This window comes from Pseudomonas sp. FW215-R2 (assembly GCF_058789255.1).
This window is the reverse complement of record NZ_JBYTBO010000013.1, coordinates 16,437-38,940: the sequence shown is the minus strand read 5'-3', so window position 1 is coordinate 38,940 and position 22,504 is coordinate 16,437. Positions and strand designations below refer to the sequence as shown.

General features: G+C 60.7%; 20 protein-coding genes. 6 read left to right on the top strand and 14 right to left on the bottom strand.

The window, feature by feature from the left end:
• The first annotated feature begins 58 nt into the window (after positions 1-58).
• Together AC3WRD_RS18560 and AC3WRD_RS18555 are read left to right on the top strand one after the other, a co-directional pair.
• Positions 59-2,416, top strand: coding sequence for a fimbria/pilus outer membrane usher protein (locus AC3WRD_RS18560; RefSeq protein ID WP_102621738.1), 2,358 nt, complete (start codon positions 59-61; stop codon positions 2,414-2,416).
• Positions 2,413-3,384 (top strand): Csu type fimbrial protein, encoded by a 972-nt coding sequence (locus AC3WRD_RS18555; protein ID WP_096822311.1) that lies wholly within the window; start codon positions 2,413-2,415, stop codon positions 3,382-3,384. The genes AC3WRD_RS18560 and AC3WRD_RS18555 overlap by 4 nt, the downstream gene beginning before the upstream one ends.
• 5 nt (positions 3,385-3,389) lie before the next feature.
• Here AC3WRD_RS18555 and AC3WRD_RS18550 read toward each other — a convergent pair whose 3' ends face one another.
• Entirely contained in the window at positions 3,390-4,142 is a 753-nt protein-coding gene (locus AC3WRD_RS18550; protein WP_102621739.1) for an anti-sigma factor family protein, read from the bottom strand.
• The gene (locus tag AC3WRD_RS18545; RefSeq protein WP_102621740.1) at positions 4,139-4,645 is read right to left on the bottom strand and encodes an RNA polymerase sigma factor; all 507 of its coding nucleotides are present in this window, start codon (positions 4,643-4,645) and stop codon (positions 4,139-4,141) included. The genes AC3WRD_RS18550 and AC3WRD_RS18545 overlap by 4 nt, the downstream gene beginning before the upstream one ends.
• Positions 4,646-4,802: 157 nt before the next feature.
• On the opposite strand from AC3WRD_RS18545, the gene AC3WRD_RS18540 reads away from it, so the two are divergent.
• Both AC3WRD_RS18540 and AC3WRD_RS18535 read left to right on the top strand, forming a co-directional pair.
• On the top strand, positions 4,803-5,897 hold the full coding sequence (locus AC3WRD_RS18540) for a catalase family peroxidase (protein WP_102621741.1): 1,095 nt from the start codon (positions 4,803-4,805) through the stop codon (positions 5,895-5,897).
• Positions 5,894-6,439, top strand: coding sequence for a cytochrome b (locus AC3WRD_RS18535; protein WP_096822307.1), 546 nt, complete (start codon positions 5,894-5,896; stop codon positions 6,437-6,439). The genes AC3WRD_RS18540 and AC3WRD_RS18535 overlap by 4 nt, the downstream gene beginning before the upstream one ends.
• Before the next feature lie 9 nt (positions 6,440-6,448).
• On the opposite strand, the gene AC3WRD_RS18530 is transcribed toward AC3WRD_RS18535, so the two are convergent.
• The 3 genes from AC3WRD_RS18530 to AC3WRD_RS18520 all read right to left on the bottom strand — a co-directional run bounded on the left by AC3WRD_RS18530 (position 6,449) and on the right by AC3WRD_RS18520 (position 9,763).
• The gene (locus tag AC3WRD_RS18530) at positions 6,449-7,657 is read right to left on the bottom strand and encodes an MFS transporter (RefSeq protein WP_102621742.1); all 1,209 of its coding nucleotides are present in this window, start codon (positions 7,655-7,657) and stop codon (positions 6,449-6,451) included.
• Positions 7,658-7,805: 148 nt separating this feature from the next.
• Positions 7,806-8,957: a M14 family metallopeptidase gene (locus tag AC3WRD_RS18525; RefSeq protein WP_096822305.1), complete on the bottom strand. Its 1,152-nt coding sequence runs from the start codon at positions 8,955-8,957 to the stop codon at positions 7,806-7,808.
• A gap of 467 nt (positions 8,958-9,424) precedes the next feature.
• Positions 9,425-9,763 (bottom strand): DUF6124 family protein, encoded by a 339-nt coding sequence (locus AC3WRD_RS18520; RefSeq protein ID WP_096822304.1) that lies wholly within the window; start codon positions 9,761-9,763, stop codon positions 9,425-9,427.
• A gap of 129 nt (positions 9,764-9,892) precedes the next feature.
• On the opposite strand from AC3WRD_RS18520, the gene AC3WRD_RS18515 reads away from it, so the two are divergent.
• Complete coding sequence (locus tag AC3WRD_RS18515; RefSeq protein WP_102621757.1) at positions 9,893-10,549, top strand: LexA family protein; 657 nt, start codon at positions 9,893-9,895, stop codon at positions 10,547-10,549.
• A 39-nt stretch (positions 10,550-10,588) separates the two neighbouring features.
• Here AC3WRD_RS18515 and AC3WRD_RS18510 read toward each other — a convergent pair whose 3' ends face one another.
• The 4 genes from AC3WRD_RS18510 to AC3WRD_RS18495 are packed head-to-tail and all read right to left on the bottom strand — an operon-like array spanning position 10,589 to position 16,150.
• Entirely contained in the window at positions 10,589-12,538 is a 1,950-nt protein-coding gene (locus AC3WRD_RS18510; protein WP_102621743.1) for an acetyl/propionyl/methylcrotonyl-CoA carboxylase subunit alpha, read from the bottom strand.
• Positions 12,538-13,353: a gamma-carboxygeranoyl-CoA hydratase gene (locus AC3WRD_RS18505; protein ID WP_096822302.1), complete on the bottom strand. Its 816-nt coding sequence runs from the start codon at positions 13,351-13,353 to the stop codon at positions 12,538-12,540. The genes AC3WRD_RS18510 and AC3WRD_RS18505 overlap by 1 nt, the downstream gene beginning before the upstream one ends.
• A 13-nt stretch (positions 13,354-13,366) precedes the next feature.
• Positions 13,367-14,974 (bottom strand): carboxyl transferase domain-containing protein, encoded by a 1,608-nt coding sequence (locus AC3WRD_RS18500; protein WP_074689008.1) that lies wholly within the window; start codon positions 14,972-14,974, stop codon positions 13,367-13,369.
• A 12-nt stretch (positions 14,975-14,986) separates the two neighbouring features.
• Positions 14,987-16,150, bottom strand: a complete 1,164-nt coding sequence (locus AC3WRD_RS18495) for an isovaleryl-CoA dehydrogenase (RefSeq protein WP_102621744.1) — start codon at positions 16,148-16,150, stop codon at positions 14,987-14,989.
• A gap of 201 nt (positions 16,151-16,351) precedes the next feature.
• Between AC3WRD_RS18495 and AC3WRD_RS18490 the strand changes: the two genes are divergently transcribed.
• Positions 16,352-18,049 carry an AMP-binding protein gene (locus AC3WRD_RS18490; protein WP_102621745.1) on the top strand — a complete coding sequence of 566 codons (1,698 nt, stop codon included), beginning with the start codon at positions 16,352-16,354 and terminating at the stop codon, positions 18,047-18,049.
• A 99-nt stretch (positions 18,050-18,148) separates the two neighbouring features.
• On the opposite strand, the gene AC3WRD_RS18485 is transcribed toward AC3WRD_RS18490, so the two are convergent.
• The 5 genes from AC3WRD_RS18485 to AC3WRD_RS18465 form a co-directional block, all read right to left on the bottom strand.
• A complete protein-coding gene (locus AC3WRD_RS18485) occupies positions 18,149-18,508 on the bottom strand; it encodes a DUF6124 family protein (RefSeq protein ID WP_102621746.1) in 360 nt (119 codons plus the stop codon).
• Positions 18,509-18,596: 88 nt separating this feature from the next.
• Positions 18,597-18,962, bottom strand: coding sequence for a DUF6124 family protein (locus tag AC3WRD_RS18480; protein WP_096822297.1), 366 nt, complete (start codon positions 18,960-18,962; stop codon positions 18,597-18,599).
• Positions 18,963-20,033: 1,071 nt separating this feature from the next.
• Positions 20,034-20,933 carry a hydroxymethylglutaryl-CoA lyase gene (locus tag AC3WRD_RS18475; protein ID WP_007951509.1) on the bottom strand — a complete coding sequence of 300 codons (900 nt, stop codon included), beginning with the start codon at positions 20,931-20,933 and terminating at the stop codon, positions 20,034-20,036.
• Between the two features lie 29 nt (positions 20,934-20,962).
• Entirely contained in the window at positions 20,963-21,364 is a 402-nt protein-coding gene (locus AC3WRD_RS18470) for a MerR family transcriptional regulator (RefSeq protein ID WP_007951507.1), read from the bottom strand.
• 55 nt (positions 21,365-21,419) lie between these two features.
• Positions 21,420-22,364 carry a LysR family transcriptional regulator gene (locus AC3WRD_RS18465; RefSeq protein WP_102621747.1) on the bottom strand — a complete coding sequence of 315 codons (945 nt, stop codon included), beginning with the start codon at positions 22,362-22,364 and terminating at the stop codon, positions 21,420-21,422.
• Positions 22,365-22,504 lie beyond the last annotated feature (140 nt).

Genomic DNA, 22,504 nt, shown 5'->3' with positions numbered 1-22,504 from the left:
GCCGGCGGGCAACAGCGGTTTCAGGAGGAACCAGTCCATTGACGGACGAAACACGCTAATGAGTCCGGGATGGGCTCGCCGTATTCAGCGTCCGTTGTGGCTTGTCACCGGCGCGTGTTGCCTGATGTTCATTCATCCATCCGGGGCCGGCGAACTGCCGCCGCCTCCCAGCGGCATGGAGGCCGTCAGCGATGCTCAGTTGTTTCTGGAACTGGTGGTCAACCAGATGAATACCGGTCGGGTGGTGGCGGTGGAGCAGCGCGGCGGGCGGTTGTTCCTGCCGGCCAGTGTGTTGCGTGACACCGGTATGAAACTGCCCGAGAGTGCGGGGGCTGAAGTCGATCTCGATGGTCTGCCGGGGCTGCACAGCGACTACGACAGCGTCAGCCAGCGACTGCTGCTCGACGTGCCGCCGGACTGGCTGCCGGAGCAATTCATCGGTAACCGTCAGGTCTACCCGCGCACCCCGGCGCTGAGCAGTTTCGGCGCGTTGTTCAACTATGACCTGTACCTCAACGACACCGATGACGCCGGGACTTATCTGGCGGCATGGAACGAGGTGCGGGTGTTCGACAGTTGGGGCACGCTGTCCAACACCGGGCAGTACCGGCGCACCTTGTCGGGGGATTCGGTCAGCACGCTGAGCAACGGGTATCTGCGCTACGACACCACATGGCGCTTCTCCGATGATGAGCGGATGCTGACCTACGAGGCGGGGGACGTGGTCAGCGGCGCCTTGCCGTGGAGCAGCTCGGTGCGTCTGGGCGGCGTGCAGTTCTCCCGGGATTTTGCGGTGCGCCCGGACCTGGTGACCTACCCGTTGCCGCAGTTCGCCGGTGAAGCGGCGGTGCCGTCCTCGGTGGACCTGTTCATCAATGGCTACAAGTCCAGCAGCACCGATTTGCAGCCGGGGCCGTACACGCTGACCAACATTCCGTTCATCAACGGTGCGGGCGAAGCCGTGGTGGTGACCACCGATGCGCTGGGTCGGCAGGTATCGACCACCGTGCCTTTCTATGTCACCAGCAGCCTGTTGCAAAAGGGCTTGAGCGATTTCTCGGTCAGCGCCGGTACGCTGCGACGTGATTACGGGTTGAAGGATTTCAGCTACGGGCCGGGCGTGACGTCGGGCAGCCTGCGTTATGGCATCAGCGACAGCTTCACGTTGGAAAGCCACGCCGAAGCGGCCGATTCACTGACCCTCGGCGGGCTCGGTGGCAATCTGCGGCTGGGCAATTTCGGGGTCCTCAACAGTGCGATCAGCCAGAGCCGTTTTGACGGTGACGGTGGTCAGCAACTCAGTCTCGGTTATCAGTACAGCGCCCAGCGTTTCAGCTTTTCCTGGCAACGGTTGCAACGCCGCGACCAGTACGCCGACCTCACGGTGGTCGACAGTCCTTACACCAGCCTCAGCAAACGCAGCGAGCAGGCAACCCTGAGCCTGAACCTTGAGCGCTGGGGCAGTCTGGGTGTCGGCTACTTCGATATTCGGGCGGCGGACGAAACCCGCACGCGGTTGCTCAACCTGAGCTGGAGCAAGCCGTTATGGCACAACAGCAGTTTCTACCTGTCGGCCAACCGCGAAATCGGCGATGCCAACTGGGCGGTGCAGGCGCAACTGGTGATCCCGTTCGACCTGCGCGGCAGCCTGGCCATCAGCAGCGAGCGCAGCAAGACCGGGCAGACGCAACAACGCGTCAACTACAGCCGTGCTGTGCCGTCCCAGGGCGGGGTAGGTTTCAATCTCGGTTATGCCAACGGCGACGGGCCTGATTACCGTCAGGCCGATGTGACTTGGCGTCTGCAATCGGTGCAGTTGCAGGCCGGTGTCTACGGCACCTCGGATGCGGAAACCCGCTGGGCCGATGCCAGCGGATCGCTAGTGTGGATGGATCATCAAGTGTTTGCGGCCAACCGCATCGACGATGCCTTCGTGGTGGTCAGTACCGATGGTTATGCGGATGTTCCGGTGCGTTACGAGAACCAGCAGGTCGGTCAGACGGATCGCAACGGCCACTTGCTGGTGCCGTGGAGCAGTGCCTACTACCGCGGCAAATACGAAATCGATCCGTTGAACTTGCCGGCCAACGTGCGCAGCCCGAATGTCGAACAGCGCATTGCCGTGCGCCGTGGCAGCGGTTATCTGCTGGAATTTCCGCTGAGCCGGGTGATTGCCGCGAGCATCGTGCTGGTGGATGCGCAGCAGCAGGAACTGCCGCTGGGCAGCGGCGTATTGCACGAGGAAAGCGGCGCGCGGACGGTGGTGGGCTGGGATGGGCTGGTCTATCTGGAAAACCTGCAAGCACAGAACTCATTAAGGGTGACCCTGGCGGATGGCAAGACCTGTCAGGCGCAGTTCAATGTGGATCTGCAACAGGATCAGGTGCCGCTGATCGGTCCGTTGGTGTGCCAATGACGAGGGTGCGGCTCTGTCTGTGGCTGGTGCTGACGTTGCCGGGGGCGGCGCAGGCGCTGTGTTCGGTGGTCACCACCACACCGGCCGCGTTCGGCACGATCAGTTCGATTGCAGTTCGCACGACCTCGCAACCCAGTTCCACGTTGAACGGTGGTTTGAGCTGTACGGGCTCGCTACTGTCCTTGCTGAGCACCAGCGACCACTTCTGGGCCACGGTGACTTCGACCCAGAGTGGTTTGCTCGGGCCGACCGGCGACGTCATCGGCTACACGATCTACGCCAACAACAGCACCAGTTATCCGCTGACCCGCGGCACGGCCTACGACTTCGCCCGCAACGGCATCATCGATGCGCTCGGATTGCTCGGTGGCACGGTGCCGAAAACCGTGCCGCTGTACTTCGGCACCACCATCGGCAGCAACGTAGCAGCCGGGGTGTATACCGAAACCCTGAGCATTTTCTGGAACTGGAACTACTGCTCCGGGATTGGCATCGGCTCGGTGTGTCTGGGGCGCGATATCGGTAGCGGCACCACGACGTTGACGGTGAACCTGACCGTGGCCAACGATTGCACCATCACTGCGCCCAACATCGCCTTCGGCAGCGCTCCGGTGATCAGTGCGTTTACCCCGGTGACCGGTCAGACCATCAACCTGGCCTGCACCAAGGGCAGCGCCTATACCGTGGGTTTGAACGATGGGCAGAACGCGGTCAGTGTCGGCGGTCGACGACGAATGATTTCCGGCAGCAATTACCTGGCCTACGACATTTTCAAAAGCGCCGGCACCACTCGCTGGGGCAGTGTCGGTGCGGAGCGACGGGCCAGCAGCGATGCCGAGGTCAATCCTGGCAATGGTTTGGGCACCGGCAGCCAGATCTTCAACTACAACGCGAAGATCTACACCGATCAGACCACGCCGCCCGCCGGCACCTATCTGGACAACGTGGTACTGGATGTCGGCTTCTGATCCGATCAGAAGCGCACGGTCTGCTTGAGGAGCTGCGCTGCCGGGGTGTCGGTCGGGCTGACCATCGCGTAGTTGTAACCTTCGCCGGACCAGTATTCGGCCTGCAAATCCCCGTCGAGTCGGCTACCGCGTGGCAGGAAGGTGTTTTTCGGCCCGGGCGGGCGCACGTAGAAACTCACTTTGTGCCCGGCGCGATCCTCATACATCACCATCGCCGCCGGACCTTCTTCAGTGCTCAGCAGGCGACCGCTGACCGGTCGGAAACCCGCCGCCGTCAGGTCCGGCAGGCGATTGGCCTGGGTGAAGTAACGGTCGAGCCAACGCTGCATGTCACCTTCGCCGCCGACCTTGTAGTCCGCCGGCAGAATCCCTTGCTGGGCGATCAAACGGTACGCCTGCAAGGCATCGGTCATGGGCGCAACCGTGCGTACAAAGGTCATTTCCCGGGCTTGCCAGCCACTGATACCGCCGATGCTGACCGCTATCAGCAACACGGCTGCACTGGCCCATTGTCGGCGCGATCGATGCTTGAGCCGTTGGCGGATCAGTGCCGGGTCCAGATCCGGGTTGACCGGTTGTTGCAGGGCGCCACCGAGGGCGGCGCGCAGGTGCTGGGCATCCTGTTGCCAGGCGCGGATCAACGCAGCGTCGTCGGGGTGGCTGGCCAGCCAGTTTTCCAGCACACGCCGGTCGGCGTCGCTGAGCTGGTGGTCGATGTAGGCGTGCAAATCACGCTCGCTGGGGGGCAGGCTGATCATTTGAGTATCCGCAAGGAAGGGCTGCTGATTTCGCCGTCGCTGAGCTGGCGCAAAGCCTGGCGGGCGCGGGACAGGCGCGACATCACGGTGCCGGTGGGGACGTCGAGGATCTCGGCGACCTCCTTATAGGTCAAGCCTTCCACTGACACCATCAGCAGTAGGGCGCGCTGCTCGGTGGGCAGGCGATCGAAGGCTTGCAGGGTCGATTGGGCAATCACGGTGCGTTCTACCGAGGGTTCGGCGTCATCGCGGCCGGTGAAGAATTCGAGCATCCGCGCGTAGCGCCGAGAGCGTCGGTGCGCATCAAGGAACTGGCGATACAGAATCGAAAACAGCCACGCGCGCAGATCGCCCTCGGCGCGTTTGTCGCCCCAACTGGACAGGGCTCGCTCCAGGCTGGCCTGCACCAGGTCATCGGCGCTGCTGCCGTTGCGCGTCAACGACACAGCAAAGCGCCGCAATCTGGGAATGATTTCTCTCAGTTGTTCGTCGAATTCGCTCATGAAGTTCTGCTAGTCACTACGCTGTGGACTAGGAAGACGCCCGGCATTCGAGGTTATTCCACGCTCGGAAAAATAAATACCGGGCCGTGGAATAAATCCTGATGGCGTGCGTCTTGCTGATTCTTCCTACTTGTGGCCGATGGCCCTGGAGTCTTTCATGGTTGATCGCAGCTCACCGCCCGGCGGGCCACAACGCCCGCCACTGAGTGCCGCGAGCCTGGTGTTGCGTCTTGGCGGTATCGCCGTGGTGGTCGCAGCAGTGGCCGGGGCGTTTGCCTACGTTCATGGCTCGTTTGACCCACAACGCCTGACGCCAAAAGCGTTGGTCGATGTGCTGGAAAAGAACAACGGCGTGCATCCCGGGTTTCGCCGCAACCACGCCAAGGGCGTGTGCGTGATCGGACATTTCGAGAGCAGCGGTGAAGCGCGGCCGTTCTCCGTTGCGCAGGTGTTCAACGAGCCACGCACATCGGTGGTCGGGCGATTTGCGTTGCCGGCGGGCAGTCCTTATGCACCGGACAGCGCCGTACCGATTCGCAGCCTGGCGCTGCGTTTCACTCAGGCCAACGGCCAGCAGTGGCGTACCGGGATGAACAGCATGCCGGTGTTCCCGGTCGGCACGCCCGAGGCGTTCTATCAATTGCAGCAGGCGCAATCGCCGGATCCGGCGACCGGCAAACCGGACCCGACCAAGGTCCCGGCGTTCTTTGCCTCGCACCCGGAAGCCGTACCGTTCCTGACCTGGATAAAGGGTGCCAAGCCTTCGGCCAGCTATGTCACGGAAACCTACAACAGTGTCAACGCGTTCTATCTGGTCGATGCCAGTGGCAAGAAGCAAGCCGTGCGCTGGAGCATGACGCCATTGGCGCAGGATCCCGCCGGGGCCACGGCGCCGGAGGGCAGCGACTTTCTGGAGAAGGATCTGGTGCAACACCTGGCCGAAGGACCGCTGCGTTTTCAGTTGAACATCACCCTGGCCAACGCCGACGATCCGGTGAACGACGCGAGCAAGGCCTGGCCTGCCGGTCGCAAAGTGCTGAACGCCGGCACCCTGGTGCTGGAAAAGACTCAGCCGCAGCTCAGCGGCGAATGCCGTGACATCAACTACGACCCATTGGTCCTGCCCGCCGGGATTGAAGGTTCCGACGACCCGCTGCTCGCCGCTCGTTCAGCCGGTTACGCCGATTCCTACCTGCGTCGCACCAGCGAAGTCAGCCAACTGCCCGCCGCCAAACAGGAGGCTCGCCCATGAGAACGCCACCGACGCATTTCAATCCGCTGGCGCGACTGCTGCACTGGCTGATGGCGCTGATGATCATCGCCATGCTGTTTATCGGTGCCGGCATGGTGACCTCGGTATCGGCGCGGCATGAATGGCTGATCAACCTGCACAAACCGCTGGGTATCGCGATCCTGTTGCTGGTGATCGTGCGCATTCTGGTGCGACTGGGCACGCGTCAGCCGCCGCTGCCGGAGGACTTGCCGGGTTGGCAGGTGATGGCGGCCAAGGCGTCGCATGTGTTGTTGTACGCGCTGATGCTGGTGTTGCCGCTGCTGGGTTGGGCGATGATCAGCGCGGCGGGGGATCCGGTGATGCTTGGCCATTCGTTGCAATTGCCGTCGATCCTGCCGGCGGATGCCCAGGTGTTTGCGCTGTTGCGCAAGGCACACGGTTATCTGGCGTATCTGTTGTTTCTGACCGTGTTGCTGCACCTGGCGGCGGCGCTGTTCCATGGTTGGGTGCGCCGTGACGAGGTGCTCGACAGCATGCTGCGGGGACGGAGTCGCGACTGACCACGGACGTTAATCTGGCGTGGCGAGGGAGCAAGTCTGCTCGCCACGTTTTTGCGGTGCGAGCGTTCGCCACCAGTACAACAACGCGACCATGTTGATTCCGGCACCCAACCAGCAGACACCCGGCCATCCCGCCCAAGCGTACATGGCGGTCGAGGCGATGGAGCCCACGGCGCTGCCAATCGAGTAAAACAGCATGTAGCCGGCGGTCAGTCGGCTTTGTGCCTGCGGGCGGACGCTGTAGATCATGCTCTGGCTGGTGACGTGCACAGCTTGCAGGCCCAGATCCAGGGTGATTACGCCGAGCAGCAGTGCCCACAACGAGGATTGGGTAAAGGCAATCGGCAGCCATGAGCCGAGCATCAGCAGCAAGGACAGGCCGCTGACCCATTGGCCGAACCCTCTATCCGCCAAGCGCCCAGCTCTTGCAGCCGCCAGTGCGCCAGCCGCGCCGGCCAGTCCGAACAATCCGATTTCACTGTGGGAAAGCGACAGCGGCGGGGCGGCGAGCGGTAGCACCATCGGCGTCCACAGGACCATGGCGCTGGCGAAGGTCAACAGGGCCAGAATCGCCCGTTGTCGCAGTATCGGTTCCTCTTGGAATAACCGGAACACCGAGGCGATCAGCGCTGTATAGGATGTTGCCGGTTGCGGGCTCTCGTCCTTGGGCAGTACGCGAAACAGTAGCAACGCCATGACCAGCGTCAGCCCTGCGGACAACAGATAAATCGCCCGCCAACCGGCCAGATCCGCCATCCCGCCGGCCACAGTGCGCGCGAGCAAAATGCCGACCACGATGCCGCTGGTGATGACGCCGACGACGCGTCCGCGTTGCGCCGGGATGGCCAGGGTTGCGGCATAGGCCACCAGCACTTGAGTGACGACGGCGAGCAGACCGGTCAGGGTCATGCCGATCAGCAGCCAGGTGCTGCTGGTTGCCAGCGCGATCATCAGCATTGCCGCGGCGGACAACAGGGTTTGCGTGACAATCAAGCGCCGACGGTTGAGCAGATCGCCGAGCGGCACGAGCAGTATCAGCCCGACGCCGTAGCCGACCTGGGTCAGCGTGATGACGATGCCGATACTGGCGGGCGACAGGTTGAAGGCTTCGGCCATGGCATCCAACAGCGGTTGAGCGTAATACACGTTACCCACCGCCAGACCGCAGGCAATGGCGAACAGCAACACCACGCCGCTGCCGAGTGTTTGAGCTTTCATGTCCCGGTTCCTTTTCAGGTTTTAAATTAAAACTGGATTGACGGTAGGTAATCTGGTTTTGTTTTGCAACCTGATTGGGTAAAAGTGCAGCGCAAAAAAAAGATCGCAGACTCGCTGCGATCTTTCATGTGGCAAAAAACAGGGGGGATCAGCGCAGGGTGTCGACCATGTCGGCGATGGTGGTCAGCACGTCTTTGCCCAATTGTTTCGAGCGTTGGCCCGACCAGCCGGTGAGCGGGTTCGGTGCGTCATCGTGATCCTTGAACGGCATTTCCAGGGTCAGCGACAGGCAGTCGAACTTCTGGCCGACGCTGTTGCACGCCAGGGTCATGTTGGCCTGACCCGGTTCGTCGCGGGTGTAGCCGTACTTGGTCTGGAAGTCTTTGGTGGTGTGTTTCAGGTGGCTGCGGAAGTGTTCTTCGAGTTTCTCGATCCGCGGGGTGTAGCCCGGATTGCCTTCGCAGCCGGCAGTGAACACGTGGGGGATTTCTTCATCGCCGTGTACGTCGAGGAACAGATCGACGCCGTACTTTTCCATTTGCTGCTGTACGAAAAGGACTTCAGGGCTGACTTCCTGACTGGCGTTCTGCCAGGCGCGGTTCAGGTCCTGCCCCATGGCGTTGGTGCGCAGGTGGCCGTGGAAGGCACCGTCCGGGTTCATGTTCGGCACCAGGTACAGATCGGCACTTTCCAGCAGTTTGTTCAGCACTGGATCGTTGTGATGCTCCAGACGCTCGATCACGCCTTCCATGAACCACTCGGCCATGTGTTCGCCCGGATGCTGCTGGGCGATGATCCAGATCTTGCGACGGCCTTCGGCGCCAGTGCCTTTGCGCAGCAGTTGAATGTCACGGCCTTCGACGCTCTTGCCAGTGGCCAATAGTTCGGTGCCGGCCTTGGTCAGCGCTTGCTCGATCAGCCAGTCATGACGGCCACGGCTGTAGGGTTCGAAGTAGGCGAACCAGGCGTGAGTCTGCTCGGCTTCAAGGCAGAAGCGCAGGCTGTCGCCTTCGAATTGGGTCGGAATGCGGAACCAGTTGACGTGGTCGTAGGAAGCGACGGCCTGATAGCCGGTCCAGGCTTTGTTGTAGGAGGACTGGCTGGCGTTGACCAGGCGGAACCAATGTTCCTGATGAACATGCAGGCCGCTGGCCTTGAAGTGGAACCACTGGAAGTGGGCGCTGCGGGTATCTGGCCGAATCGCCAGAACCGGGCTGAGCGGGTTGCTGATGTCGATGACTTGGATGTTGCCGCTGTCGAAGTTGGCGCTGATGTCGAACGAAGATTTGGCCACGGTCATAATCGGTTCCTGAATATGATTTTTATGGCGGCTACTTTACACGCAAGACAGGGGTGAAACCGAGGGAAATTGCGGGGTGTGGCGGGGGGCGTCCTCCATGACGCGGATGCAGCTTAGTAGCTGTGCGATTGATTCTCAAGTGCTAATTGGCATTACTTTTCCCTAACGCGGGCGGGGTTCTCTTGCCAAGCGATATTCTTTTGATATTATCCGCGCCATCGAATTTGCAGCACCCAAAGACTTCATTAGCCTGAAGCCACAAGCCAGAAAACTGGCAAAAAAAAGACCCGGCAAAAAGCCGGGTCAAAAACCGTGATTAGCCTGATGAGGAGATAGTCCAGAAGACCGACCTAAGGTCTCTGGTCCATCGACTGATCTCGCGACCAGCTGCTTGCAATAATAATCATTATCATTTGCAAGTCAAACGTTTTTATCTGCGCGATTGGAAAATTCTTTCCCGTCCGTCTTCAGCGAACACCGCCATCGAGCGAGTGATCGACCATCGCTCGTGCCATGTCCACCATGTGCACGACCGAAAAAGCCAAATCCCGACTGACACCCTGCAAGCCGTCTGCTGCCTTGAATGCCGTGGCCGCTGCACATCGCAGCAAATCCGAGGCGTGGACCAGGGATTCTTCGCCACTCAGGTTGCTGTTCACGCCGAAAAAACGTTCTTCCACATCCGGTTCTGACACAGCCGGTTTCAAGTAATAGTCCAATGCCCGCTGCGCAGCGGCGCAACCTTGCGCAGACGTGAAGGTGGTGTCCATTTGCAGGTCGGGCAGGTCTTTGCTGGTGATGTTCATGGTGAAAGGTCACTCCTTGGTCGATTCAAATCCGTGACCCAAGAATAGTACCTAGAGTATTTGTGACCAGAATTTAAATACTACAATATGTGTTTTGATGGCCCGGGACGGGCACGTATGGTGCCGCACATGGATAAATGGATTGAGTTGGTCAAGGCCAAAATGAGTGAACTCAATGTCACTCAAGTCGAACTCGGCGAGCGCGTCGGCATGTCTCAGGGCGGTATCGGCCATTGGCTGAACAAACGCCGTGAGCCCGGCATCACGCAGATGAACCGCGTGCTGAAAGCGCTGGGCATGGAGTTTCTCGAAGTCGCGGTAGTGATCCGCGAACCGCAAGTCGACAAGGACGACGAAATGCCTCTGGCGCAGAAGTACAACCCTTACTTCCGCTATCCGGTCAGCGACTGGAAAACCCCGATCGAGGCCCGTGAAGCCCAACCGGCGTATTCGAGCGGCAAGGACAAGCGACGTTTCGAACTGACGGATTACCATGCCCGAGGCCCGGCGTTCTGGCTCACGGTAATGGGCAACTCGATGACCGCACCAACCGGGCAGAGCATCGGCGAGGGGATGCTGATCCTGGTGGATCCGGCGGTGGAGGCGGAGCCCGGCAAACTGGTGATCGCCCAGTGGCAGGACAGTGATGAAGCGATTTTCCGCAAACTGATCGAAGAGGGCGGCCAGCGTTACCTGATGCCGCTCAATCCGACCTGGCCGAAAGCCGTGTTTACCGACGAGTGCCGAATTATCGGTGTCGTGGTTCAGGCATCGGCCAAGTACTAGTCAGATCGATCCTCACAATGTGTAGGATCGATCCACCTTTCAAGCCTCTTCCAGCTCGACCAGCGCGCTGCCTTCGCTGACCATTTCGCCTTCCTGGCAATACAGCGCCTTGATCACACCGGCATGGGGGGCGCGGATGCTGTGTTCCATCTTCATCGCTTCCAGCACCACCAGTTGAGCGCCGGCCTCAACCGATTGCCCGGCCTCCACCAGCACTCGCACGATGCTGCCGTTCATCGGTGCAGTCAGACCGCCCTGATGGCTGTGACTGGCTTCGACAGCGCTGATCGGGTCGTACGTTTCAATGCGTCGCAACTCGCCGTCCCATTGCAGATACAGAACCTCTCCACGACGAATCGCACGCAACTGACGACGCAAACCATCGCGCTCGATCACCAGTTGCTCGCCGATCAATTTTGCATTGCCGCCAGCACCGAGCGTGAGCGCCCGATCCTGCCCCTCGCAACTTAAATGCAGAGTGATTTCACGTGGCAACCCCGCGCGCAAGCCGCTGTGAAGCGCCCAAGGCGAGGCCGGATCATCTTCCCGAGTCATCCCCGGCAAACTCTGCGCAAAAGCCTGCGCCGCCGCATCCCAGAATTCATCGCTCAGCGCGACAGGCGCTGGCAGTAGCTGTTCCTGATAGCGAGGAATGAACCCGGTATCCAGCTCGGCGGATGCAAATGCTGGATGACCGATAATCCGCCGCAGGAAGTTGATGTTGGTCTTCAACCCGCCAATCGCGAACTCATCGAGCATGCTCAGCAGCCGCAACCGCGCCTGCTCACGATCCTCGCCCCAGGCAATCAGCTTGCCGAGCATCGGGTCATAAAACGGCGAAATCTCATCGCCTTCCTCAACGCCCGCATCAACGCGACGCCCCGGCCCAACGGTGGATTCGCGATACAGATCGAGGCGTCCGGTAGCCGGCAGAAAATCATTCGACGGATCTTCCGCATACAGCCGAACCTCAATCGCATGCCCGTTCAGCGGCACCTGATCCTGAGTGATCGGCAACGCTTCGCCACGGGCGACGCGAATCTGCCAGGCCACCAGATCAAGGCCGGTGATGGCCTCGGTGACCGGGTGTTCGACTTGCAGCCGCGTGTTCATCTCCATGAAGAAAAACTCGCCGCGAGCGTCCAGCAAAAACTCCACCGTGCCGGCGCCGACGTAACCGATAGCCTGCGCCGAACGTACCGCCGCTTCGCCCATGGCCCGGCGCAACTCCGGGCTCAGCCCCGGTGCCGGTGCCTCCTCAACGACCTTCTGGTGTCTGCGCTGAATCGAGCAGTCGCGCTCATTCAAATACAGGCAGTTGCCATGCTGATCGGCGAACACCTGGATTTCCACGTGACGCGGCTTGAGCAGGTATTTCTCCACCAGCATCCGCGAATCGCCGAACGACGACTGCGCTTCACGCTGGGCCGAAGCCAGCGCTTCAGCCAGTTGGCTGACGTCTTCAACGACCTTCATGCCCTTGCCACCACCGCCGGCAGTGGCCTTGAGCAGCACTGGATAGCCGATGCGCTCGCAAGCATCGCGGAAGGTGTCCAGATCCTGGGCCTCACCGTGATAACCCGGCACCAGCGGCACGCCGGCCGTTTCCATCAGAGCCTTGGCGGCGGATTTGCTGCCCATCGCATCAATGGCCGAGGCCGGCGGGCCGAGGAAGATCAGGCCCGCCGCTTCGATGGCGCGGGCAAACCCGGCGTTTTCCGAAAGAAAACCATAACCCGGATGAATCGCCTGGGCGCCGCTGGCCTTGGCCGCCGCGATCAGTTTGTCGATTTGCAGATAACTGTCGGCCGCTTTGCTGCCGCCCAGATCGACGCGGATATCCGCTTCACGGCTGTGCCGCGCTTCACGGTCGGTGGCGCTGTGCACGGCCACGGTGGTCAGGCCCAGTGCCTTTGCGGTGCGCATCACCCGGCAAGCGATTTCGCCACGGTTGGCCACCAGCAGGGTGGTGAGAACAGGTGCGCTCATCAACGCGGCTCCTTGGTGGTGGTTGCGGCTTGCCAGCTCGGTGGGCGTTTCTGCAAAAAGGCCCGCAAGCCTTCCTGGCCTTCCGGGCTGACGCGGATGCGGGCGATGGCGTTTTCGGTGTAGCGACGCAGGGCCGGGGTCAGGGCGCCGTTGCCGACTTCACGCAGCAGATCCTTGCTGGCACGCATGGCGGCGGGGCTGTTGAGCAGGAGGTTGTCGATCCATTGTTCGACTTTCTGTTCAAGCTCGGCCGCCGGATAGCTTTCGGAGAGCAATCCAATTTCACGCGCCCGTTGGCCGCCAAAACGCTCGGCCGTCAGCGCATAACGCCGCGCCGCACGTTCACCGATGGCTTGCACCACGAACGGGCTGATCACCGCCGGCGCCAAGCCAATGCGCACTTCCGACAGGCAGAACTGCGCGTCATCGGCGCCAATTGCCATGTCGCAGCAACTGATCAGACCCAGCGCGCCACCGAACGCCGCGCCTTGCACCACGGCCACGGTCGGGATTTTCAGTTTGGCGAGGTTGTACATCAGCTCCGCCAGTTCCCGGGCGTCGTCGAGGTTGGTGTGGTAATCGAGTTCGGCCGATTGCTGCATCCAGGCCAGATCCGCGCCGGCGCTGAAGTGTTTGCCGCGTCCGCGCACCAGCAGGAAACGCAGGCTGGCGTCGCTGGCGACTTTGTCCAAAGCCAGGATCAGTTCGCGGATCATCTCGGCGTTGAACGCGTTGTTCTTTTCTTCGCGGCTCAGCCACAGGGTCGCGAAACCCCGTGGATCGCTCTGTAATTCGAGGGTGTTGAAGTCGCTCATGAGGTTCTCCCGATCACATCCGGAACACGCCGAAGCGGCTCGGTTCGATAGGCGCGTTCAACGACGCGGACAAGGCCAGGGCCAGCACATCGCGGGTCTGCGCCGGGTCGATGACGCCGTCGTCCCACAGCCGTGCGCTGGAATAGTAGGGGTGACCCTGCTCTTCGTACTGGTCGAGAATCGGTTGCTTGATCTCGCTTTCCTGCTCGGCGCTGAACGCCTGGCCGCTGCGTTCTGCCTGCTCGCGCTTGACCTGGACCAGTACGCCGGCCGCCTGTTCGGCGCCCATCACGCCGATCCGCGCGTTCGGCCACATCCACAGGAAGCGCGGATCGTAGGCCCGCCCGCACATGCCGTAGTTACCGGCGCCGAAGCTGCCGCCGATGATCACGGTGAATTTCGGCACCTTGGCGCAGGCAACGGCGGTCACCAGTTTCGCGCCGTGCTTGGCGATGCCGCCGGCCTCGTATTTCTGGCCGACCATGAAGCCGGTGATGTTCTGCAGGAACAGCAGCGGAATCCCGCGCTGGCAGGCCAGTTCGATGAAGTGCGCGCCTTTTTGCGCGGCTTCGGCGAACAGGATGCCATTGTTGGCGAGGATCGCGATCGGGTAGCCGTGCAGATGGGCGAAACCGCACACCAGCGTCGTACCGAACAGCGCCTTGAATTCATCGAACACCGAACCGTCGACCAGTCGCGCAATCACTTCGCGCACATCGAACGGTTGCTTGGCGTCCGCCGACACCACACCGTACAACTCGTCGCTGGCGTACAGCGGCGCAATCGGCGCGCGCTGCTGCACTTCGCCGAGCTTGCGCCAGTTGAGGTTGGCGACGCTGCGGCGGGCGAGGGCGAGGGCGTGCTCATCGCTTTCGGCGTAATGGTCGGCGACCCCGGAAGTCTTGCAGTGCACATCGGCCCCGCCGAGGTCTTCGGCGCTGACCACTTCACCGGTCGCAGCTTTCACCAAGGGCGGGCCGGCGAGGAAAATCGTCGCCTGATTGCGCACCATGATCGCTTCGTCGGCCATCGCTGGCACATACGCGCCGCCCGCAGTGCACGAGCCCATGACCACCGCAATCTGCGGAATGCCCATGGCGCTCATGTTGGCCTGGTTGAAGAAGATCCGCCCGAAGTGCTCGCGATCCGGAAACACTTCGTCCTGGCGCGGCAGGTTGGCGCCGCCCGAGTCCACCAGATAGATGCACGGCAGGCGATTCTGCTGGGCGATAGTCTGGGCACGCAGGTGTTTCTTCACGGTCAGCGGGTAGTACGAACCGCCTTTCACGGTCGCGTCGTTGGCGACGATCATGCACTCGACGCCTTCCACGCGGCCGATGCCGGCAATCACGCCAGCGGCCGGCACGTCTTCGCCATACACGGCGTGGGCGGCCAACTGGCTGATTTCCAGAAACGGCGAACCTGGATCGAGCAAGCGGTTGATCCGCTCACGCGGCAGCAGTTTGCCGCGCGAGGTGTGACGTTCCTGAGCTTTCGCGCCGCCACCCTGAGCCACTTGGGCAAGCAGGGTGTGCAGGGCGTCGACCTGTTCGAGCATCGCCGCGCTGTTGGCGGCGAACTCCGCTGAACGAGGGTTGAGCTGGGTATGCAGGATAGCCATGGACAGCTCCGTTTAGCGGGTTTCGTTGAACAGTTCGCGACCGATCAGCATGCGACGGATCTCACTGGTACCGGCACCGATTTCGTACAGCTTGGCGTCACGCAGCAGACGGCCGGCCGGGAATTCGTTGATGTAACCGTTGCCGCCGAGAATCTGGATTGCGTCCAGGGCCATTTGCGTGGCGCGTTCGGCGGTGTAAAGGATCACGCCGGCGGCGTCCTTGCGCGTGGTCTCGTTGCGCTCGCAGGCCTGGGCCACGGCGTAGAGGTAGGCGCGGCTGGCGTTAAGCTGGGTGTACATGTCGGCGACCTTGCCCTGGATCAGCTGGAATTCGCCGATGCTCTGGCCGAACTGCTTGCGGTCGTGGATGTACGGCACGATCAGGTCCATGCACGACTGCATGATCCCGGTCGGGCCACCGGACAGCACGACGCGCTCGTAATCGAGGCCGCTCATCAGCACTTTCACGCCGCCGTTGAGCACGCCGAGGATGTTTTCTTCCGGCACTTCGACGTCGTCGAAGAACAGCTCGCAAGTGTTGGAACCGCGCATGCCGAGCTTGTCGAACTTGTTGCTGCGGCTGAAGCCTTTCCAGTCGCGCTCGACGATGAACGCGGTGATGCCGTGAGGGCCCTTTTCCAGGTCGGTCTTGGCGTAGATCACGTAGGTGTTGGCGTCGGGGCCGTTGGTGATCCAGGTCTTGCTGCCGTTGAGGACGTAGCGGTCACCGCGTTTTTCGGCGCGCAGTTTCATCGAGACCACGTCGGAACCGGCGTTCGGTTCGCTCATGGCGAGTGCGCCGACGTGTTCGCCGCTGATCAGTTTTGGCAGGTATTTGGATTTCTGTTCGTGGTTACCGTTGCGGTTGATCTGGTTCACGCAGAGATTGGAGTGGGCGCCGTAGGACAAAGCCACGGAAGCGGAGCCACGGCTGATTTCTTCCATCGCCACGACGTGCGCCAGGTAACCCAGGCCAGCGCCGCCGTACTCTTCCGGCACGGTGATGCCGAGCAGGCCCATGTCGCCGAACTTGCGCCACAGATCGGCGGGGAACAGGTTGTCGCTGTCGATTTGCGCGGCGCGCGGGGCGACCTCCTTGGCGACAAAGGACTGAACCTGATCGCGCAGCATGTCGATGGTTTCACCGAGGGCAAAGTTCAGGGATGGGTAGCTCATGGGTCACCTTTTGGCTTTTTTGTAGGGCGGGGAGAAGGGCGTTTCAGTTCTCACCTTTACGTTAACGTAAGCCTGTGACGAATGGCTGTCAATCACCCTTTACGTTAACGTCAACTTGAGCGAGAGTAGGGCCAGTTCTGAATGGTCGGAGCTCATATGGCTCCGGTCCAACACCCACTAATAAAGACAATAGGGGTCGTCATGGATCAACCCAGTGCAAACCCGCAGCGCAGCTACACCCGTGGTTCCCAGGACAAAGCCTTGCTGGCGATGACCATCGGGCAGAAGTTCGACGAGACCGTCGCGCAGTACCCGGACGGCGAGGCGCTGGTGGTGCGCCATCAGCAGCAGCGTTACACCTGGCGGCAACTGGCCGACGCGGTGGACGTGCATGCCAGAGCCCTGCTGGCGTTGGGTTTGCAGGCCGGTGACCGGCTCGGCATCTGGGCGCCGAACTGCGCGCAGTGGTGCATCACTCAGTTCGCCACCGCAAAGATCGGCGTGATTCTGGTCAACATCAACCCGGCCTACCGCAGCTCCGAGCTGGAATACGTGCTCAAGCAATCCGGTTGCCAGTGGCTGGTCTGCGCGGGCGCGTTCAAGAGCTCCAACTATCACGGCATGTTGCAAGGCTTGCTGCCGGAGCTGGCCGAGCAATCCATCGGCGAACTGCGCAGTGAGCGCCTGCCGGAGCTGCGCGGCTTGATTAGCCTCGATCCCCAGCCGCCTTCGGGTTTTCTCCCGTGGTCGCAACTGGCAGATCTGGCCGCCAGTGTCTCTCCAGAACAATTGCGTGAACGCAGCGACAGCCTGCACTTCGATCAACCGGTCAACATCCAGTACACCTCCGGCACCACCGGTTTCCCCAAGGGCGCGACCCTCAGTCACTACAACATCCTCAACAACGGTTACATGGTCGGCGAAAGCCTCGGCCTGACCGCCGCCGATCGCCTGGTGATCCCGGTTCCGCTGTATCACTGCTTCGGCATGGTCATGGGCAACCTGGGCTGTATCACCCACGGCAGCACCATGATTTATCCCAACGATGCCTTCGATCCGCTGCTGACCCTGGGCACCGTGGCTGAAGAAAAAGCCACCGCGCTGTACGGCGTGCCGACCATGTTCATCGCCATGCTCGATCAGCCGCAGCGCGCCGAATTCGACCTGTCGACCCTGCGCACCGGGATCATGGCCGGCGCGACTTGTCCGATCGAAGTGATGCGCCGGGTCATCAACGAAATGCACATGAGCGAAGTGCAGATCGCCTACGGCATGACCGAAACCAGCCCCGTGTCCCTGCAGACCGGGCCATCTGACGAACTGGAACTGCGCGTCACCACCGTCGGCCGCACCCAGCCACAACTCGAAAGCAAAATCATCGACGAGGCCGGCAACCCGGTGCCACGTGGCACCATCGGCGAACTGTGTACCCGTGGCTACAGCGTGATGCTCGGCTACTGGAACAACCCGAATGCCACCGCCGAAGCCATCGACGCGGCAGGCTGGATGCACACCGGCGACCTGGCGAGCATGAACGACGAGGGTTACGTCTGCATCGCCGGCCGCAACAAGGACATGATCATTCGTGGCGGCGAAAACATTTACCCGCGTGAACTGGAAGAGTTCTTTTTCACCCACCCGGCGGTGGCGGACGTGCAGGTGATCGGCATTCCCTGCTCGCGTTACGGCGAGGAAATCGTCGCCTGGATCAAATTCCATCCCGGCCACAGCGCCACCGAACAAGAGCTGCAAGCGTGGTGCAAGGAGCGTATCGCCCACTTCAAGACGCCGCGTCATTTCAAGTTCGTCGAGGAGTTTCCGATGACGGTGACCGGCAAGATCCAGAAGTTCCGGATGCGCGAGATCAGTATCGAGGAGTTGCGCGGTAACGAGGGCTGAGGAAAAGATCTGTGGGGGCGTTGCTCCCACAGTTTCAACTTTCTATATCGATCAGAGCCTTCGAAGCCAGGGCGCGGACCCTGGCTTCGAAAGCGGCGCTTATTGCTTTGCTTCTACATTTTCCAACGCCTGATTCACTGCCAACTCACCCAACATCACCACTTGCGCAATGCCCAACAGGGTCTTGCGGTTCGGCCCTTCCAGCAGGCCGGCAAAGTCACCGAGCATGACCGTGGCTGACGCGAGGGATTCGCAGGCGTTGGCCAGCAAGGACTCCGTGTCGGTTTGCGGGTTGACCATGAACATGTCGTTTGGGGTGTAGGGCGTGGCCATGATCTTGGCTGCGGGGGTCAGGTAATAGTCGAGGGCGCGTTCGGCCGCGTCGTGGAGTTTTCTTGAATCAGGAAATTCATACGGGGACACCGGATCTTCTAACGGTGGAATGACGGTCTTGGACATCAGCTGGAACTCCGGACAGAGTCGCTTGAGGATTTTTATCGACGGCTGCCCAAGCAGTGAGGGGACAAGCCCCTCACCGAGGCGGCCACTACCGCGAGACGTGATGGTTATCCAGCACACGATTGACCAGCAGCTCACTCAGCATGATGACCTGCTGCAGAATCTGCATCGCCTTGCGCTGCGACGGATCGACGGTGTCGCCAATATCCCGGGCCATGTCACTGGCCGACGACAGCGTTTCGCACGCTTCGACCAGTAGCGTTTCGTCATCCACCGTTGGATTGACCAGATAGATCTTGCCGGGCTTGCGCGATGGCTTGGACGTCTTCTGCGCCCCAGGATCGAGGTAATGATTGATCGCCCGCTCGGTGGCCGTTTTTATGTTTTCGGCTTCGAGTGCGGCGTCGTAGGGGATTGAATCGGTTTCTGGTGGGTTTGGTGTGGCTTTGAACATACGTGTAACTCCTATCGCAGACTTCAAGGAGCCATCACCCACGCTACCAAACGATGGGTGGCGGCCATACGCGGGTTGGTAGACCGGCTGCAATAGGAACCCGGCGCTCACGAATGAGCCCCACGCATGACCACCATAAAACCGAGCCCCCAAAAGGGACTGGATACGGTGTTGCCATACAGCTATTACAGACGGGCTACCAAACCCGATCACTGTTTTTCAGTGACAGGGAAACGATATAGCCCACCCCATAGCCGCGTAAGCCGGCGGATTCTGGCGTACGCGTAGGCAACGACGCAAGGTGTTGTAGCCCTTATGGCGTAACGGTTCGTGTACTTTAAACGCGCATGCGGCGTCGTGTTTACACACAGCGAAAGCCGTGAACCCTCCGTGTTTTTGTTGGGATTACTTGTATGGGGGGGGCTGGATGTTGAGGCACAAGATCAATTGCCTCACTGAGATCTTGCCGAGTGAGCGCTTACAGGAAGATCGAGATGGGGGAGGAGATCCGTCGCGGACAATTTCAGAACGCCAGACAGCACAAAGGGGAGCCGAAGCTCCCCTTTAATTTTGTCGTCGCGTGCTCTTTTTTATTATTGAGGGTCGGTCTGTTGTTGTTTTTGGCAACCGTGGCCCTTTACCGCTGTTTTTGGCGACCCCCATCCGGGGTCAAGAGCAAACGTATTTTTTTGAGCGCTGATCTGCTTTCTCGCTAGGCGATCCAACCGATTCGGGAGCTACCTGAAGGTAGTTTTATTGTTCTCTGCCCGGTTGCGGGTCATTCCGAGGAACACCCTGAAAAGCACACCTTCTCCAAAAAAATCTGTTAGCTGCGTCTCTGCCGTGTTGTTTTTGTTATGTCAGAGTCGGTACGTCTTATTTTTATTGGTTTGCTGCTTTTTATTCTTGTTATGCCATAGAGATAGCAGAAGCCGTGCCAACTTTTCAAAACCCTTGTAAATCAAGGGTTTGAGATTTTTGAAGGATTTTTCCTTCAGGCAAAACCAGACAATTTGTTTCCGTGTTACTCGCTTGTGCCCACGTTTCGCGCTCGGCGGTAACACCATCCCCTCACTGTGCGCTACGAGCCTTGGCCACGCGCGAACCGGTTGGGCGACCCAGCACGGCACTGATCTGTTGGCCGGCAGCAATCAAGGCGTCGAGGTCGATACCGGTCTCGATGCCCAGGCCGTTGAGCAGGTACACCACGTCTTCGGTGGCGACGTTACCGCTGGCGCCCTTGGCGTACGGGCAGCCGCCGAGGCCGGCGATCGAGCTGTCGAACACCGCGATGCCTTCCAGCAGGCTGGCGTAGATGTTGGCCATGGCCTGGCCGTAGGTGTCGTGGAAGTGGCCGGCGAGTTTTTCTCGCGGCACCTGCTTCGAGACCACTTCGAACAGACGGCGGGTCGCGCCAGCGGTGCCGGTACCGATGGTGTCGCCCAGCGACACTTCGTAGCAGCCCATCGCGTACAACTCGCGGGCGACCATGGCGACTTGTTCCGGGGCGACCTCGCCTTCATAAGGGCAACCCAGCACGCAGGACACGTAACCGCGCACGGTAACGCCGTGCTGTTTCGCCGATTCCATGATCGGTGCGAACCGCGCCAGGCTCTCGCTGATCGAGCAATTGATGTTGCGTTGCGAAAACGCTTCGGATGCCGCAGCAAACACCGCGACTTCCTTGACCCCGGCGGCCAGCGCATCTTCAAAACCGCGCAGGTTTGGCGCCAGCGCGCCATAGGTCACGCCGGGCTTGCGCTGGATCTGCGCGAACACGTCGGCGGAGCCGGCCATCTGCGGTACCCACTTGGGCGAGACGAAACTGCCGACTTCTATATAGCCGAGGCCGGCAGCGCTCAACGCGTCGACCAGTTGCACCTTGTCGGCAACGCTGATGGGCTGGGCTTCGTTCTGCAGGCCGTCACGCGGGCCGACTTCGATCAGGCGTACTTGGGAGGGGAGGGACATGGCGTTGACCTGTTGTAATTATCGGGAGGCTACTGCGCGACTTGCTGACTTTTGAGCGTCTGCTCCAGCGCCTGTACACAGCGTTCTTCGGCGGTGTCGAGTTCCAGCTTCATCTGTTCGATGTCTAGCAATTGCTGCTCGAGCTGTTCCCGGCGTTCGCTGATTTTCGCCAGCATGCTGTTGAGTTGTTTGGTGTTACCGCTGGAGGGGTCGTAGAGCTCGATCAGCTCGCGGCACTCGGCCAGGGAAAAACCGATGCGCTTGCCCCGCAGGATCAGCTTCAGGCTGACCTTGTCGCGTGGCGAATAGATGCGTTCCTGGCCTCGGCGCTCGGGGCTGAGCAGGCCTTGTTCTTCATAGAAGCGGATCGCCCGGGTGGTGATGTCCAGCTCGCGGGCGAGGTCGGAAATGCTGTAGGTCTGGCTGCTCATGAAAGCGCTCGAAATAAGGTCTTGGCGCTAAGCTAATGGCAGGTTGACGTTTACGTCAAGTGGTGGGCGCCTGCAGCTTGTCGAGCTTCTTCTCGTGCGCTGTCACTTGCTGGCACAGCTCGATCATCTGCTCGCGCATCCAGCGGTTGGCCGGGTCCTGATCGGTGCTTTCGTGCCAGTACAAATGGGTTTCCACGGGTGGCACATCGTTGACCGGCAGATTGAACGCATGCAGGTCATGGCGACGGGCAAAACGCTCCGGCACGGTCATCACCATGTCGGTCTGCTGCAACACCTGGGACGCCATCAGATAGTGCTGCGAGCGCAGCGCGATCTTGCGCTGGATGCCCATCTTGCCCAGCGCCAGATCGACATGGCCCAGACCACTGCGACGGCTGGAAATATGAATGTGGGTCAGCGACAGGTAATCGTCGAGGGTGAATTTTTCCTTGGTCGCCAGCGGATGGCCCTTGCGCATGGCGCAGACGTATCGGTCTTCCATCAGCTTGACGTGGCGCACCTGCGGGTCGGTGTTGAGCGGCGCGTCCACGGCGAAATCGAGGCGCCCGGCGGCCAGTTCCTTGGTGGTTTCCCGGCGTTTGGACAGGAAACTTTCGATGATCACCGTCGGCGCCAGGCGACGCAGGCGCTGGAACAGCGGCGGCAGAATCACCGCTTCGGTCAGGTCAGTCATGCTGATGCGGTAAGTCTTTACCGCTTGCGAGGGGTTGAAAATGCGGCTTTCCTGAACCGACACCCGCAGCAGCGACAGTGCGTTGCGCACCGGGCCGATGATGTTCTGCGCCATGGGCGTCGGCACCATGCCCTGGGCCGTGCGTACGAAGAGCGGGTCGTTGAAGGTCTCGCGCAACCGCGCCAAGGCGTTGGACACCGCTGGCTGGGTGATGCCGACAATCTGCCCGGCGCGGGTCAGGTTGGCTTCGGTGTAGATCGCGTCGAAGACGATGAAAAGGTTGAGGTCGACCTTGCTCAGATTCATTACGCGGCTCTCTTGTTATAGGTGGAGGGTACAGGTCAGGGCTGCCCGGAAAATCAACCAATCATATATCGGTGATGAATGTTTATACACGCCGAGAATAGGCTAGGTAAATTATCAACGCTGTTCTAGCATCGATTGCA